The organism is Bradyrhizobium sp. WYCCWR15520, assembly GCF_056174665.1.
Genome location: NZ_JBWBWM010000021.1, coordinates 42,571 through 57,684, shown reverse-complemented (window position 1 = coordinate 57,684; position 15,114 = coordinate 42,571). Strand labels below are relative to the sequence as shown.

Here is a 15,114-nt window from a genome sequence, read left to right as displayed (position 1 = left end):
ATCCTTGCGGTTGAGGGCCAAACGCGGCATTGTCGCTGCCCGAGATGCCGCCGCTTGGGCTCGCATTCGAGACCGATCGTAACGATCCCGCCATCATCCTGGAGCTAGGCGAACCGTGATGCTTTCCACCCGTATGAATCGTTGGACCATCGCCGCAATCACTTTCGCCGCACTGGCCGCACCGGCTGCGGTCTCGGCGCAGACGCCCGACCATCCGGCCGATAGCGCTGCGCAATTTCCCACCAAGGCCGACCTGAAATCGCTGACCACGGCAGGTAGCTATCTTGCCGCGCGGCATGCCAGTGTCGAGCGCGACGCGGCCTCGGCTGCGGCATTCTATCGCTCCGCACTGCGCACCGATCCGAAGAATAACGAGCTCTTGGATCGCGCCTTCATTTCCTCGCTCGCCGATGGCGACATCGACGAAGCGGTCAAGCTTGCCGATCGCATCCTGACGATGGACAAGGCCAACCGCGTCGCGCGGCTGGTGGTCGGCGTCCGCGACCTCAAGCAGAAGAAATATCCGGCCGCGCAGCTCAACATCAACCAGTCGATCCGCGGACCGATCACGGACCTGGTGGCGACGTTGCTGTCGGGATGGGCGAGCTACGGCGCCGGCGACGCCAAGGCCGCGGTTGCCAACATCGACAAGCTGACCGGCCCCGAATGGTATCCGATCTTCAAGGATCTCCACACCGGCATGATCATGGAGATCTCGGGCAAGGACAAGGAAGCCGGCACGCGGTTCGAGCGCGCCTACAAGCTCGACGATTCGATGCTGCGCGTTTCCGACGCTTATGCGCGTTGGCTGTCGCGCAACAAGGATGGTGCGGCGGCGGCCGGCATCTACGAAGCCTTCGACAAGAAATTGCCGCGGCACCCGCTGGTGCAGGAAGGCCTGCGCGACACCCGGGCCGGCAAGAAACTGCCGCCGCTGGTGGATTCGGCGCAAGCCGGCGCGGCCGAGGCGCTCTACGGCATCGGCGCCACGCTGACCCGCCGCGGCGGCGAGGATCTGGCGCTGGTCTATCTGCAGCTCGCGCTCTACCTGCAGCCCAATCATCCGCTGGCGCTGCTCTCGCTCGCCGATCTCTATGAATCGGTCAAGAAGCCGAAGATGGCGATCAAGGTCTACGAGCGCATGCCGGCCACTTCGCCGCTCAAGCGCAACGCGCAGATCCAGCTTGCCACCAATCTCGACGCCGCCGACCGCAGCGACGAGGCGATCAAGATCCTGAAGGGCGTCACCGCAGAGGCTCCGAAGGACATCGAGGCGATCATGGCGCTCGGCAATATTGAGCGCGGCCGCAAGAAATTCAACGATTGCGCCAACACCTATTCGCTGGCGATCGACGCGCAGCCCGGCGTGACCGACAAGAATACCTGGGTCACCTACTATTATCGCGGCATCTGCGAGGAGCGTTCCAAGCAGTGGAACAAGGCCGAGGCCGACATGCGCAAGGCGCTCGAACTGCAGCCCGAGCAGCCGCATGTCCTGAACTATCTCGGCTATTCCTGGATCGACCAGGGCATCAATCTCGACGAAGGCATGAAGATGATCCGCCGCGCCGTCGATCAGCGCCCGGATGACGGCTACATCGTCGATTCGCTGGGCTGGGCGTTCTACCGGATCGGCAATTTCGAAGACGCGGTGAAGCATCTCGAGCGCGCGATCGATCTCAAGCCCGAGGATCCGACTATCAACGACCATCTCGGCGATGCCTATTGGCGCGTCGGCCGGACGCTGGAAGCAAAATTCCAGTGGGCCCATGCCCGCGACCTCAAGCCCGAGGCGGAAGAGCTGCCGAAGATCGAAGCCAAGATTGCCAATGGCCTGCCCGAAGACACTTCTTCTGCGGCTTCTGCCGACAAGAAGAAAGAAGACGGCAAGGGCGGCTGACGGAAGAGTTTGGGGGCTGTTCGGCAATGCCGCTATTGAGTGACGAGGGACGCGCCAAGGTCAACCTGACCTTGCGGGTGAATGGACGCCGCGCCGACGGCTATCACGATCTCGAAAGCGTGGTGGCATTCGCCGATTGCGCCGACCGCCTGACGCTGTCGCCGGGCTCCGATCTGGATTTGAAGATGTCCGGACCGCTAGCGCAGGCCTGCGGCGACACCTCGGACAATCTGGTAATCAAGGCCGCGCGTCTGTTGGCTGAACGCGTGCCCGGCATGAAGGCGGGCAGCTTCACGCTCGACAAGGTCCTGCCGGTAGCGGCTGGCATCGGCGGCGGTTCGGCCGATGCCGCGGCAGCGCTGCGGCTGCTTGCGCAGGTGAACGGGCTCTCGCTCGAAGATCCCCGCATCATCGAGGTCGCGCAACTGACCGGCGCCGACGTGCCGGTCTGCGTCAACTCGCGCGGCTGCGTCATGACCGGCGTCGGCGAAGCGCTGCAGCCGCTCAGCCTGCCGAAAATGCCCTGCGTGATGGTCAATCCCGGCGTTCCCGTTGCGACCCGCGACGTGTTCAACGCGCTGGGCTTACGCAATGGCGAACTATTGGTCGGCGTCACCGACGTGCTGCTGCGGGACCGCTGGCCCGACGACAAGGCGTCGCTGGAAGAATGGGTCGAAGCGCTCGCCGCCAACTCCAACGATCTGGAGGCGCCGGCCATGCGCGTCCAGCCCGTGATCGGCGACGTCATCGCGGCGCTCAACGCCACCAACGGCGCCTGGCTGGCGCGGATGTCCGGATCGGGCGCCACCTGCTTTGCGATCTACGAGAACACCGCCGAAGCCGGCCGTGCGGCAGAGAAGATCCGCCGCGATCACCCGGGCTGGTGGGTGCATGCGGGCACGCTGAGCTAGCTCGCGGGCCGCCGTGCCAGCGCCAGCGAAATACCGAGGCCGGCGATGAACAGCCCCGAGCCCTGCCGCAATCGTTGAAGCAAATTCGGCCTGCGCGTGAGACTATCGCGCGCGGTCGTGGCCATCATCACGACGACGACATCGACGAGCGTATTCAGCGCCACCGAGATCAGTCCCAGCACCATGAACTGGAGCGCCGGATAGCTGCCGGCCGGGTCGAGGAATTGCGGAATGAAGGCCAGAAAGAACGCGGCGGTCTTCGGATTTAAGGCTTCGACCAGCGCGCCTTCCCGAAACGCGCGTTGCGTGCCGACGGCGCTGTTCTGCTCCAACACCCACTTCCCGGCTTCGCGAAATGTCCTGATGCCGAGCCACACGAGATAGATGGCGCCGGCGAATTTCAGCGCGGTGAAGAGTTCAGCGCTGGCAAGAATGATCGCGGATACGCCAAGCCCGCCGGCGATCACGTGCACCAGTCCGCCGAGCGCCGTCCCGAATGTCGAGGCGATCCCGGCTCGCTTGCCGCCGGAAAGCGTGCGTGCCGCGACGTAAAAGATTCCCGGGCCGGGGACGGCGGCGATGACGAGGGCCGCTGCAAGAAATAGCGTGAAACTAGGACCGTTCATTTAATCGCCCCTCGTAGGGTGGGCAAAGCGAAGCGTGCCCACCAAAGCATGTCCTCAAATCGGGTGAAATTGGTGGGCACGGCGCTGCGCGCCTTTGCCCACCGGACTTAATGCGACCGCGCCAGGCAGAACGCCACCACCTGCTCGAGCGCGGTCTTCATCGGCGAGGCCGGGAATAGCGCCAGCGCATCCACCGCCATCGCGCCGTAATGCTGGGCGCGGCTGATCGTGTCTTCCAGCGCGCGGTGCTTGGTCATCAACCCGATGGCATGGTCGAGGTCGCTGTCGCCGATCTCGCCGCGCTCCAGTGCTTTGATCCAGAACTTGCGCTCGCTGTCATTGCCGCGGCGGAACGCCAACACCACCGGCAGCGTGATCTTGCCCTCGCGGAAATCGTCGCCGATGTTCTTGCCGAGTTTCGCGGCCTTGCCGCCATAGTCGAGCACGTCATCGACGAGCTGGAACGCGATGCCGAGATTCATGCCGACCGAGCGGCACGCGGTCTGTTCGGCCTTGGGCCGGTTCGCGATCACGGGACCGACCTCGCAGGCGGCGGCGAACAGTTCGGCCGTCTTGCCGCGGATGACGGCAAGGTATTCGTCCTCAGTGGTCGCGGTGTTCTTGGCCGCCGCAAGCTGCATCACTTCGCCTTCGGCGATGGTGGCGGCTGCAGAGGAGAGGATGTCCAGTGCGCGCAGCGAACCGACCTCGACCATCATGCGGAAGGCCTGGCCGAGCAGGAAGTCGCCGACCAGCACGCTGGCCTCATTGCCCCACAGCATCCGCGCCGACAGCTTGCCGCGGCGCAGCTCGCTCTCGTCGACGACGTCATCATGCAGGAGCGTCGCGGTGTGCATGAATTCGACCGCGGCGGCGAGCTTGATATGGCCGTCGCCGGAATAGTTGGAGAGCTGGGCCATCGCCAGCGTCAGCATCGGACGCAGGCGTTTGCCGCCGGAGGAGATCAGGTGATTGGCGACCTCCGGGATCATGGTGACTTCCGACCCGGTCCGCGACAGTATCGTGGCGTTGACCCGTTCCATGTCGGCGGCGACGAGCCCGACCAGCGCGTCTATCGAAGCGTTCGGGCTCTCGAAGGGTACAATAACCGCCACGCGGGTCTCCAATTTTGGCCAATTCGCACTATCCTTGTTCTACAATAGAAAGTGCCGGTGATGGCGGCAAGGGCACGAAGCGGTTGACAGGCCCGGTGCCGCCGCCGCACCCGGGGCAAAAAGGAGCACATCCATTGCGGGAATTGGTCAGGACCAACGATATCGTGCTGGTTTCCGCGATCGGAGCGCTGCTCGACGGCGCCAATATCCATCATCTGGTGTTGGATCAGAACATGAGCGTGATCGAGGGATCGCTCGGCATCCTGCCGCGCCGCATCCTGGTTCACGAGGACGACAATCGCGCGGCCCGCCAATTGCTGTCGGAAGCGGGCCTGGCCCACGAATTGCGCCCCGATGAGTGACCCCGTTCTCGAACTCACCGAGGATGCGTTTCTCGGCGGGCAATTGCGTCTGAAGCAACTGAAATCGGGACACCGCGCCGGTCACGATGCGGTGCTGCTGGCGGCGGCGAGTTCGGCCCGTCCGGGCGACCTCGTTGCCGATCTCGGCGCCGGCATCGGGGCCGCGGGACTGGCGGTGGCGAGGCGTGTCGCCGGCATCGATCTGGTCCTGGTCGAGATCGATCCGGCGCTAGCGGGCCTTGCGCGCGCCAATGCGGAGGCGAATACGATTCAAGCCGACGTGATCGTGCTCGATGTCGAAGCCGATGCTACAGCCTTTGCCGCGGCCGGCCTGGCTCCCGACAGCGTTGATGCAGTGCTGATGAATCCGCCCTTCAACGATCCGGCGCGGCACCGCGTTTCGCCGGACACCGCACGCGGCATCGCGCACATGGCGACCGCGACGACGCTTCCAAAATGGGTGCACGCGGCGCGGCGCATCCTCAAATCGAGGGGAGCGTTGACGCTGATCTGGCGCGCCGATGGTCTTGCCGAGGTGCTCTCGGCGCTCGATCACGGTTTCGGGAGCGTGCAACTTTTGCCGGTTCACGGCGACGCACGCTCGCCCGCCAACCGCATTCTCGTCCGCGCCATCAAGGGTGGCCGGGCGCCGACTCAAATCCATCCCGCCTTGATGCTCAATGACGAGCCAGGCGTACCCAATCAAAGGGTGCAGGACATTCTGGCCGGAAAGGGAACCTTGCCGCTTGCGAGTCCGTAAGCGGTCCGCGCCTCCCAAATTCGCCGTGCAGGACGCTATTGCGGAAGCGTCTCTGACTGTTGTTTGGGCGACGATGTAAAGTGGATCGCGGCCAGAAGGCTGCCGATGAGCATTATCAGCAGGTAGATTTTCATGTCAGTCTCCGCTGCACCATTGCAGCTTTAACATCTGCAAGGCAAAAGGCGTTCCGGCCGAAAACGGCGTTTCGTCTTTGCAATGCCACCGGTGCGATAAAAAAATGGTTAATTCGAGGTAACGGCATGAGTGAACAATTAAGTGATCGCGCGCGATTGCCGAACCTCATTGACCGGATGAAGCAACTCATTCCGGCAAGATTCCGGCGCGACGCCGCGGTCGTCCCCGTCGTGCGCCTGTCGGGTGTCATCGGTGCGGTGACGCCGTTGCGGCCAGGCCTGACGCTGGCCAGCATTGCCAAGACGCTCGAACGCGCCTTCGCCACCCGCCATGCCAAGGCCGTGGCGCTGGTCATCAATTCGCCCGGCGGCTCGCCGGTGCAGTCGCGGCAAATCTATTTGCGGATCAGGCAGCTTGCCGCGGAAAAGAAGCTGCCGGTGCTGGTGTTTGTCGAGGATGTCGCGGCGTCCGGCGGCTACATGATCGCCTGTGCGGGCGATGAGATTTTTTGCGACCCGTCCTCGATCCTCGGCTCGATCGGCGTGGTCGGCGGCAGTTTCGGCTTTCAGGACCTGATCAAGCGAATTGGCGTGGAGCGGCGGCTATACACGGCAGGCGAGCACAAGGCGATGCTGGATCCGTTCCTGCCCGAGGACCCCGACGACGTGGCGCGGCTGAAAACGCTTCAGCGCGAGATCCACGCCATCTTCATCGCGCTGGTCAAGGGCAGCCGCGGCGCGCGCCTGAATGGCGGCGACGATGTCCTGTTCACCGGCGAGTACTGGGCGGGCGAGAAGTCCGTCGCGCTGGGCCTTGCCGACAAGATCGGCGATATCAGATCGACGCTGCGCGAGCGTTACGGCGAGAAAGTGCTAACGCCGGTCATCGCGCCGGCAAGCGGGATGCTGGCCGGGCTGCTCGGCCGCAGATCGCCGGGTGCGGGCTCCTTGGGAGCATTCGACGGTATCGGAGGATTGCCGGACGACCTGATTTCCGCGCTGGAGACAAGGGCGATTTGGGCCAAATTCGGATTCTAACGCGTAAGTGAGCGCGCCATTTAGTCCCAAAAGCGCAATTGCGGCGCAGCCCGGCTTCGGCGAGAATGCGCTTATTGGGGGCTGATACGTGAACGACAAGGATCGACCGATGCCGCCGCTGATCGCATTCGCGGGTGCCCTGGGAGGGCTCGCCGTGGTCCGCTGGGCCTACAAGACTGCTGTCCGCATCAACAGGGAACTGGAAGAAGCGCGCCTGGCACGCGTCGCCGAGGCCACCCAGACCGCCGATATTCCCACCCTCCGCCGCGACCCCGTCACCGGGGCCTATCGCCCGGGCTAGCCACCGGTCATTCCGGGGCGTGTAGCGAAGCGAAACGAACCCGGAATTCTCGAGATTCCGGGTTCGGTCCTGGCGGACCGCCCCGGAATGACATCGTCTCCCTTCGCCTTGATTCCCTGTCCCTACGCCGATACGGTCCCGCGCTTCTAAAACCCCCTCGCGAGCCCGATTCTGCCGATGGACGCCCTGCCTGACCACATGCGCCCGGAACGTTCGTTCCAGGGCTTTATTCTTGCCCTCCAGCGGTTCTGGGCGGAGCAGGGCTGCGTGATCCTGCAGCCCTACGACATGGAAATGGGCGCGGGCACCTTTCATCCGGCGACGACGCTGCGCGCGCTCGGGCCGAAGCGCTGGAACGCGGCCTATGTGCAGCCCTCGCGCCGGCCCAAGGACGGCCGCTACGGCGAAAACCCCAACCGGATGCAGCACTATTACCAGTTTCAGGTGATCATGAAGCCGTCGCCGCCGAACTTGCAGGACCTGTACCTGAAGTCGCTCGCCGCCATCGGCATCGATTCCAGTGTCCATGACATCCGCTTTGTCGAGGACGATTGGGAAAGTCCGACGCTCGGCGCTTGGGGGCTCGGTTGGGAATGCTGGTGCGACGGCATGGAAGTCAGCCAGTTCACTTACTTCCAGCAGGTCGCGGGCGTCGAATGCGCGCCGGTCTCCGGCGAACTCACCTACGGGCTCGAACGCCTCGCGATGTATGTGCAGGGCGTCGACCGCGTCTACGATCTCAATTTCAACGGCCGCGAGGGCGACGAGAAAGTCACCTATGGCGACGTCTTCCTGCAGGCCGAGCAGGAATATTCCCGGCATAATTTCGAGCACGCCGACACCGCAATGCTGTTCGAGCAGTTCAGGATGGCGGAAGACGCCTGCAAAAAATATCTCGCGGCTGGCTGGAAGGAGGGCGGCAATCAGAAGGAGCATCTGATGGCGCTACCGGCCTATGATCAGTGCATCAAGGCGAGCCATGTCTTCAACCTGCTGGATGCCCGCGGCGTGATCTCGGTGACGGAGCGGCAGAGCTACATCATGCGCGTGCGCGAACTGGCAAAAGCCTGCGGTGACGCCTGGGTCCACACCGAAGCGGGCAGGGCGGTCTGATGCCTGATCTTCTGCTGGAACTGTTTTCCGAGGAAATCCCCGCGCGCATGCAGGCGAAGGCGGCGGACGATCTGCGCCGCATGGTCACCGACAAGCTCGTCGCCGAGGGCCTCGTCTATGAAGGCGCAAAAGCGTTCGCGACGCCGCGGCGGCTGGCGCTGACCGTGCACGGCATTCCCCAACGGCAATCCGACCTGAAGGAAGAACGCCGCGGCCCGCGCGTCGGCGGCCCCGATGCCGCAATCCAGGGTTTCCTGAAGGCGACAGGCCTTGCCCGGATCGAAGACGCCAAGGTTCAAACCGACCCGAAGAAGGGCGATTTCTACATCGCGCTGATCGAGAAACCCGGCCGCGCCACCATCGACGTGCTGGCCGAGATTCTGCCCGTCATCATCAGAACCTTCGCGTGGCCGAAATCGATGCGCTGGGGCGAGCGGTCGGCCAAATCGGGCTCGCTCTCCTGGGTGCGGCCGCTGCATTCGATCATCGCGACCTTCGGTCCCGAGACCGAAGACCCCGATGTCGTGAAGTTTGCCGTCGACGGTATCGAGACCGGGCAGACCACGTTCGGCCACCGCTTTATGGCGCCGTCGGCGATCCCGGTGCGCCGCTTCGAGGACTACGAGGCCAAGCTGAAGGCCGCCAAGGTCGTGCTCGACCCGCAGGCGCGCAAGGACATCATCCTCGCGGATGCCACGGAGCTGGCGTTCGCCCAGGGCTATGAACTGGTCGAGGATCAGGTACTGCTGGATGAGGTCGCCGGCCTCGTCGAATGGCCGGTCGCGCTGATGGGATCGTTCGACGAGGAATTTTTGTCGATCCCGGACGAGGTGATCCGCGCCACCATCAGAAACAACCAGAAATGTTTTGTGGTGCGCGATCCCAAGACGGGCAAGCTCGCCAACAAGTTCATCCTGACCGCCAATATCGAGGCGACCGACGGCGGCAAGACCATCATCGGCGGCAACGAGCGCGTGATCCGCGCGCGGTTGAGCGACGCAAAGTTCTTCTACGAGACCGACCTGAAGACTAAGCTCGAAGCTCGCTTGCCGAAATTCGAGCAGATCGTTTTCCACGAAAAGCTGGGCACACAGGCGGAACGGATCAAGCGCATCGAACGGCTGGCCGCCGAGATCGCGCCGCTTGTCGGCGCCGACGTCGAAAAGGCCGAGCGGGCCGCGCGTCTGGCAAAGGCCGATTTGTTGACCGAAGTCGTCGGCGAATTCCCCGAGTTGCAAGGCTTGATGGGGAAGTACTACGCGCAGGCGCAGGGCGAAGACGCTGCCGTCGCCGCCGCAAGCGAGGATCATTACAAGCCGCAGGGCCCCGCCGATCGCGTTCCGACCGATGCGGTGAGCGTGGCGGTGGCGCTCGCGGACAAGATCGATACGCTGGTTGGGTTCTGGGCGATCGACGAGAAGCCGACGGGAAGCAAGGATCCGTATGCGTTGCGGCGCGCGGCGCTGGGCGTGATCAGGCTCATCGTCGACAATACGTTGCGGCTGCCGATCCTGGCCGTGGCGAAGTCGGCATTGGCTGGTTTGCCGAAAAAGGACGATGCCCAAAAACTTCCGGACGACCTCCTCGCCTTCTTCGCCGATCGCCTGAAGGTCCAGCTCCGCGACCAGGGCGCGCGTCACGATCTCGTCGACGCCGTGTTTTCGCTCGGCGGCCAGGACGATCTGCTGCTGGTCGTCCGCCGCGTCGAGGCGCTTGGCAAGTTCCTCGACACCGACGACGGCAAGAACCTGCTTGCAGGGACCAAGCGCGCGAGTAACATCCTTGCGATTGAGGAGAAAAAGGACAAGCGCACGTTTGACGGCGCGCCGGATGCCGGGCTGTATAAGTTGCCCGAGGAAAAGGCGCTCGCCAAGGCGATCGATCAGGTCAAGAACGAAGCCGGTGCTGCCGTCGCGAAGGAAGATTTCGCCAGCGCAATGAGCGCGATGGCCAAGTTGCGTCCAGCCGTCGATGCGTTCTTTGACAAGGTCAAGGTCAATGACGATGAACCCAGGGTGCGCGAGAACCGACTAAAGCTACTGAACGAAATCCGCGCGGCCACCCGCGCGGTGGCGGATTTTTCCAAGATCGAAGGCTAGACCATGGATCGTCAGACGCTCGCCGCTTATGACCAGGATGCGGTGGCGTTCGCGAACGACTGGCTCGGTCAGCCGGCCCCCGTCGACCTGCAGGAAATTGTCGAGCGGTTTTTTGTGCGCGGCGGCAATTCGGCCGATATCGGCTGCGGTTGCGGCCGCGAGGTCGCCTGGCTTCACGCGAACGGTTTTTCGGCCGCCGGCTTCGATGCCTCGGAAGGCCTGCTCAACGAAGCGCGCCGGCGCTATCCCTCCTTCAAGTTCGCGCATGCGGAATTGCCCGAGCTGCGCGGCATCGGCTCGTTCGACAACGTGCTGTGCGAAACCGTGATCATGCATCTCGACCGAAAGCAGATCGCCGCATCGGTTCGCCGTCTGCTCGATATCGTCAAGCCCAGCGGCATTCTCTATCTGAGCTGGCGCGTCACCGAGGGCGCGGATCAGCGCGATGCGCAGGGCCGGCTCTACGTCGCGTTCGATCCGGCGGTCGTGCGGGCGGAGCTGAAGGATGCGACAGTATTGCTCGACGAAGAGGTCGTCAGCGCCTCGTCGGGAAAGAAGATCCATCGGCTCGTGGTGAAGAAGCCGGGGCTGGAAATCCGCGAGTAGCCGGTATCCCGTAGGGTGGGCAAAGCGCAGCGTGCCCACCATCAGAGCAATGGTTCGGAGTGATGGTGGGCACGGCGCAAGCGCCTTTGCCCACCCTACGGCACCGCGCCCGGGACACGAGTGTGTAAACGCAAAACGAAAGCCCCGCCCGGAGGGGACGCCGGGCGGGGCTTTTGTCCGGTCGTATCTCGCGCACATCCGCTTGCGCGGCGCCCGGACCGATCGTTCAGGCTACTGAGGTCTAATCGACCACCTGAACGATGCGACGTGAACGTGGTTCGACCAGCACCGTCTGGCCATTCACCACAGTGTAGCGGTAGGGCGTCATGCCGAACGATTGCGGCACGTCGTAAACGGTCACGCCGGTCTCCGGCAGCACGCTACCGACGATCACGCGTTCGGAGATCGTGTAGTTCGGCACGCGTTCACGCACGATGTATTCGCGGAAGGCCGGCCGCTGATCGACTGCGATGCCTTCATGTTCGCCGATGACGACCGTGCTGCCGCCGGCTGTGCCGATCGTGGTCTGCGCCTGAGCCGCAATTGGGACGGCCATCGCGCCGGCGATCGCCGCGATGGCAAATAGTCTGTTCCGCATGATCTACTCCTTCGCGAGAGAGGCGCCGGCTTTGCCAGCGCACACAATGCGGGCCAATTCATCGCGTGCCGCATTGTTCCGGCAAAATGGCAGCCTCATACGCGGCATTTCTGGGGAATTGTTGCGGAGGCTGGAACCCCTTGAAGGGCTGAGCGTCTTGCTATTCCCGCACCGCGCCAGCGGCTAAGTTGCCGCCCTCGATTCGATTTCCCCCCGTCATCCCGGAGATTTCAATGACTATCACTGCTGCGCACATTTCCCCGATCATCGCCCTGATCGCGGGAGTCTTGATTCTGATTATGCCGCGGTTCCTCAATTTCATCGTCGCCATCTACTTGATCGTAGTCGGTCTGGCCGGCCTGGGCGTGTTCAGGATGTTGAAGTTCTAGCGCGGGAAAGCGGGGTTTCGCGGCTTGCGCGGAACCCCTCAAAATGGTGTAAGGCGCGCAATCTTCTCCCTTTTTCGGATAGTTGGAATCCATGGCCAAAGCCGTCGCGAAGTCCAAGAAGGCTGCAGTGAAATCTGTAGCGAAATCAAAGCCATCCGCCCGATCCAAGGCTGCCGCTGCGCCTGCAGCCCGCAAGCCGTTGAACAAGGCCCCGGCCAAGCCGGTCGCCAAGGCCAAAGCCCCCAAAAAGGCTGCGGTCCGCGCGGCCGCCCCCGAAACGGTAAAATCCGGCAAGTGGGTCTATACGTTCGGGGACGGCAAGGCAGAGGGCAAAGCGGGCCTGCGCGACCTGCTTGGCGGCAAGGGCGCCAACCTCGCGGAGATGGCCAATCTCGGCCTGCCGGTGCCTCCGGGCTTCACCATTCCAACCTCGGTCTGCACCTATCTCTACGCGCACGACAAATCCTATCCGCCCGCGCTGAAGGCGCAGGTCGAGAAGGCGCTCGATCACGTCGGCAAACTGACCGGCAAGGCGTTCGGCGATTCCAAAAATCCGCTGCTGGTGTCGGTCCGCTCCGGCGGCCGCGCCTCGATGCCGGGCATGATGGATACCGTGCTCAACCTCGGTCTCAACGACAAGACGGTCGAAGCGCTCGCCGAGCTCTCCGGCGATCGGCGTTTTGCCTATGACAGCTATCGCCGCTTCATCACGATGTATTCGGATGTGGTGCTCGGCTTCGAGCATCATCACTTCGAGGACATCCTCGACACCTTCAAGGACAGCCAGGGCTACACGCTCGACACTGATCTGTCCGGCGACGACTGGGTCGAACTGGTCGGCAAGTACAAGGAAGCGGTGGCGCGCGAGACCGGCAAGGATTTCCCGCAGGATCCGCACGAGCAATTGTGGGGCGCGATCGGCGCGGTGTTTTCATCCTGGATGAACGCGCGCGCGGTGACCTACCGCAAGCTGCACGATATTCCGGAATCCTGGGGCACGGCCGTCAACATCCAGGCCATGGTGTTCGGCAACATGGGCGAGACGTCGGCGACCGGCGTCGCGTTCACGCGCAATCCCTCGACCGGCGAGAGCAAGCTCTACGGCGAATTCCTGATCAACGCGCAGGGCGAGGACGTGGTGGCGGGCATCCGCACGCCGCAGGACATTACCGAGGAAGCGCGCCAGGAATCCGGCTCCGACAAGGCATCGATGGAAAGCGCGATGCCGGAGGCGTTCAAGGAACTGACGCGCATCTACACGATGCTCGAAAAGCACTACCGCGACATGCAGGACATGGAGTTCACGGTCGAGCAGGGCAAGTTGTGGATGCTGCAGACCCGCGGCGGCAAGCGCACTGCGAAGGCGGCGCTGCGCATCGCGGTCGAGCTCGCCAATGAGGGCCTGATCTCGAAGAAGGATGCGGTGATGCGGATCGATCCGGCGTCGCTGGATCAGTTGCTGCACCCGACCATTGATCCCCAGGCCAAGCGCGACGTGATTGCGACCGGCCTGCCGGCCTCGCCCGGCGCCGCATCGGGCGAGATCGTGTTCTCATCCGATGAGGCCGCAAAACTTCAGGCCGACGGCCGCAATGTCATTCTGGTGCGCGTCGAAACCAGCCCGGAAGACATTCACGGCATGCACGCCGCAGAGGGCATTCTCACTACCCGCGGCGGCATGACCTCACACGCCGCCGTGGTCGCGCGCGGCATGGGCAAGCCCTGCGTCTCCGGCTGCGGCGCCATCCGCGTCGATTACGGCCGCGGCACCATGAGCGTCGGCTCGCGCACCTTCAAGACCGGCGACGTCATCACCATCGACGGTTCGCTCGGCCAGGTGCTGGCCGGCAAGATGCCGATGATCGAGCCAAAACTGTCGGGCGAGTTCGGCACGCTGATGGGTTGGGCCGACGCCGTCCGCAAGCTCGGCGTTCGCGTCAATGGCGACACGCCCGATGACGCGCGCACCGCGGTGAAGTTCGGCGCCGAGGGCATCGGCCTGTGCCGCACCGAGCACATGTTCTTCGAGGAGACCCGCATCCGCACCGTGCGCGAGATGATCCTCTCCGAAGATGAGCAGTCGCGCCGCGCCGCATTGTCGAAGCTGTTGCCGATGCAGCGCGCGGACTTCGTCGAACTGTTCGAGATCATGAAGGGGCTGCCGGTCACGATCCGTCTGCTCGATCCGCCGTTGCACGAGTTCCTGCCGCACACCCAGGCCGAGATCGAGGAAGTCGCGCGCGCGATGAACACCGATCCGCGCAAGCTCGCCGATCGTGCCCGCGATCTTGCCGAGTTCAACCCGATGCTCGGCTTCCGCGGTTGCCGTCTTGCGATCGCGTATCCCGAGATCGCCGAGATGCAGGCGCGCGCGATCTTCGAAGCCGCGGTCGAAGCCGAGAAGCGTACCGGCAAGGCCGTCGGCCTCGAGGTGATGGTGCCGCTGATCGCGACCAAGGCCGAGTTCGACCTGGTCAAGGCGCGCATCGACGCCACCGCGCAGTCGGTGATGAAGGAGACCGGCAAGAAGCTCGCCTATCAGGTCGGCACCATGATCGAGCTGCCGCGCGCGTGCCTGATGGCCGGCGACGTGGCGCAGACCGCGGAGTTCTTCTCGTTCGGCACCAACGACCTGACCCAGACCACTTACGGCATCAGCCGCGACGACGCCGCAAGCTTCCTCGGCACCTATGTCAGCAAGGGGATTCTGGAAATCGATCCGTTCATCTCGGTCGATCGCGACGGCGTCGGCGAACTCGTGAAGATCGGCGTCACCCGCGGCCGCAAGACCCGGCCCAATCTCAAGGTCGGCATTTGCGGCGAGCACGGCGGCGACCCCGCCTCGGTGGCGTTCTGCCACGAGATCGGGCTCGACTACGTCTCGTGCTCGCCCTACCGCGTGCCGATCGCCCGTCTCGCCGCGGCGCAGGCCGCGCTCGGTAAGACGGTGGTGAGCCAGGCGTAAGCCTTCTTCGATACCGATAACTCAATACGACCTAATGCCCGGGCCCAATCCCGGGCATGAGCGTTTTATACAGCCATGATTACGAGCCAACGGGTCGGCCCGAAGCGCCGCCCGATGACAGGCTCCGCGAAGCAATCCATAGCGCGGCATAACGATAGATGGATTGCTTCGTCGCTTCCTCCTCGCAATGACGGCTT

Annotated in this window: 14 protein-coding genes; 11 read left to right on the top strand and 3 right to left on the bottom strand. The window is 63.8% G+C overall.

The features are described 5' to 3' along the window. Window positions 1-118 precede the first annotated feature (118 nt). Window positions 119-1,900, top strand: a complete 1,782-nt coding sequence (locus AC0QUY_RS23950) for a tetratricopeptide repeat protein (RefSeq protein ID WP_475388687.1) — start codon at window positions 119-121, stop codon at window positions 1,898-1,900. A gap of 26 nt (window positions 1,901-1,926) precedes the next feature. Next, window positions 1,927-2,811 carry a 4-(cytidine 5'-diphospho)-2-C-methyl-D-erythritol kinase gene (locus AC0QUY_RS23945; RefSeq protein ID WP_475388686.1) on the top strand — a complete coding sequence of 295 codons (885 nt, stop codon included), beginning with the start codon at window positions 1,927-1,929 and terminating at the stop codon, window positions 2,809-2,811. On the opposite strand, the gene AC0QUY_RS23940 is transcribed toward AC0QUY_RS23945, so the two are convergent. Both AC0QUY_RS23940 and AC0QUY_RS23935 read right to left on the bottom strand, forming a co-directional pair. Continuing rightward, complete coding sequence (locus AC0QUY_RS23940) at window positions 2,808-3,437, bottom strand: LysE family translocator (protein WP_475388685.1); 630 nt, start codon at window positions 3,435-3,437, stop codon at window positions 2,808-2,810. The two genes, AC0QUY_RS23945 and AC0QUY_RS23940, sit on opposite strands and share 4 nt — an antisense overlap. Before the next feature lie 107 nt (window positions 3,438-3,544). Next, window positions 3,545-4,552 (bottom strand): polyprenyl synthetase family protein, encoded by a 1,008-nt coding sequence (locus tag AC0QUY_RS23935; protein WP_057836770.1) that lies wholly within the window; start codon window positions 4,550-4,552, stop codon window positions 3,545-3,547. Window positions 4,553-4,686: 134 nt separating this feature from the next. Between AC0QUY_RS23935 and AC0QUY_RS23930 the strand changes: the two genes are divergently transcribed. The 7 genes from AC0QUY_RS23930 to AC0QUY_RS23900 all read left to right on the top strand — a co-directional run bounded on the left by AC0QUY_RS23930 (window position 4,687) and on the right by AC0QUY_RS23900 (window position 10,965). Beyond that, window positions 4,687-4,914: a putative signal transducing protein gene (locus AC0QUY_RS23930; protein ID WP_161852423.1), complete on the top strand. Its 228-nt coding sequence runs from the start codon at window positions 4,687-4,689 to the stop codon at window positions 4,912-4,914. Further along, complete coding sequence (locus tag AC0QUY_RS23925) at window positions 4,907-5,674, top strand: tRNA1(Val) (adenine(37)-N6)-methyltransferase (RefSeq protein ID WP_475388683.1); 768 nt, start codon at window positions 4,907-4,909, stop codon at window positions 5,672-5,674. The genes AC0QUY_RS23930 and AC0QUY_RS23925 overlap by 8 nt, the downstream gene beginning before the upstream one ends. A gap of 260 nt (window positions 5,675-5,934) precedes the next feature. Further along, window positions 5,935-6,846, top strand: a complete 912-nt coding sequence (locus AC0QUY_RS23920) for a S49 family peptidase (RefSeq protein WP_475388681.1) — start codon at window positions 5,935-5,937, stop codon at window positions 6,844-6,846. A gap of 109 nt (window positions 6,847-6,955) precedes the next feature. Then, window positions 6,956-7,147, top strand: a complete 192-nt coding sequence (locus AC0QUY_RS23915; RefSeq protein WP_028346932.1) for a hypothetical protein — start codon at window positions 6,956-6,958, stop codon at window positions 7,145-7,147. 177 nt (window positions 7,148-7,324) lie between these two features. Then, a complete protein-coding gene (locus AC0QUY_RS23910; protein WP_161852426.1) occupies window positions 7,325-8,260 on the top strand; it encodes a glycine--tRNA ligase subunit alpha in 936 nt (311 codons plus the stop codon). Next, window positions 8,260-10,359 (top strand): glycine--tRNA ligase subunit beta, encoded by a 2,100-nt coding sequence (gene glyS, locus AC0QUY_RS23905; protein WP_475388680.1) that lies wholly within the window; start codon window positions 8,260-8,262, stop codon window positions 10,357-10,359. The genes AC0QUY_RS23910 and glyS overlap by 1 nt, the downstream gene beginning before the upstream one ends. 3 nt (window positions 10,360-10,362) lie before the next feature. Next, on the top strand, window positions 10,363-10,965 hold the full coding sequence (locus AC0QUY_RS23900; protein ID WP_475388678.1) for a class I SAM-dependent methyltransferase: 603 nt from the start codon (window positions 10,363-10,365) through the stop codon (window positions 10,963-10,965). A gap of 241 nt (window positions 10,966-11,206) precedes the next feature. On the opposite strand, the gene AC0QUY_RS23895 is transcribed toward AC0QUY_RS23900, so the two are convergent. Further along, entirely contained in the window at window positions 11,207-11,563 is a 357-nt protein-coding gene (locus AC0QUY_RS23895) for a DUF1236 domain-containing protein (protein WP_475388676.1), read from the bottom strand. 233 nt (window positions 11,564-11,796) lie between these two features. Here AC0QUY_RS23895 and AC0QUY_RS23890 point away from each other — a divergent pair, with 233 nt between their 5' ends. Both AC0QUY_RS23890 and ppdK read left to right on the top strand, forming a co-directional pair. Then, window positions 11,797-11,952, top strand: a complete 156-nt coding sequence (locus tag AC0QUY_RS23890; RefSeq protein ID WP_161852430.1) for a DUF3096 domain-containing protein — start codon at window positions 11,797-11,799, stop codon at window positions 11,950-11,952. Between the two features lie 91 nt (window positions 11,953-12,043). Continuing rightward, window positions 12,044-14,917: a pyruvate, phosphate dikinase gene (gene ppdK, locus AC0QUY_RS23885; protein ID WP_475388674.1), complete on the top strand. Its 2,874-nt coding sequence runs from the start codon at window positions 12,044-12,046 to the stop codon at window positions 14,915-14,917. Window positions 14,918-15,114 lie beyond the last annotated feature (197 nt).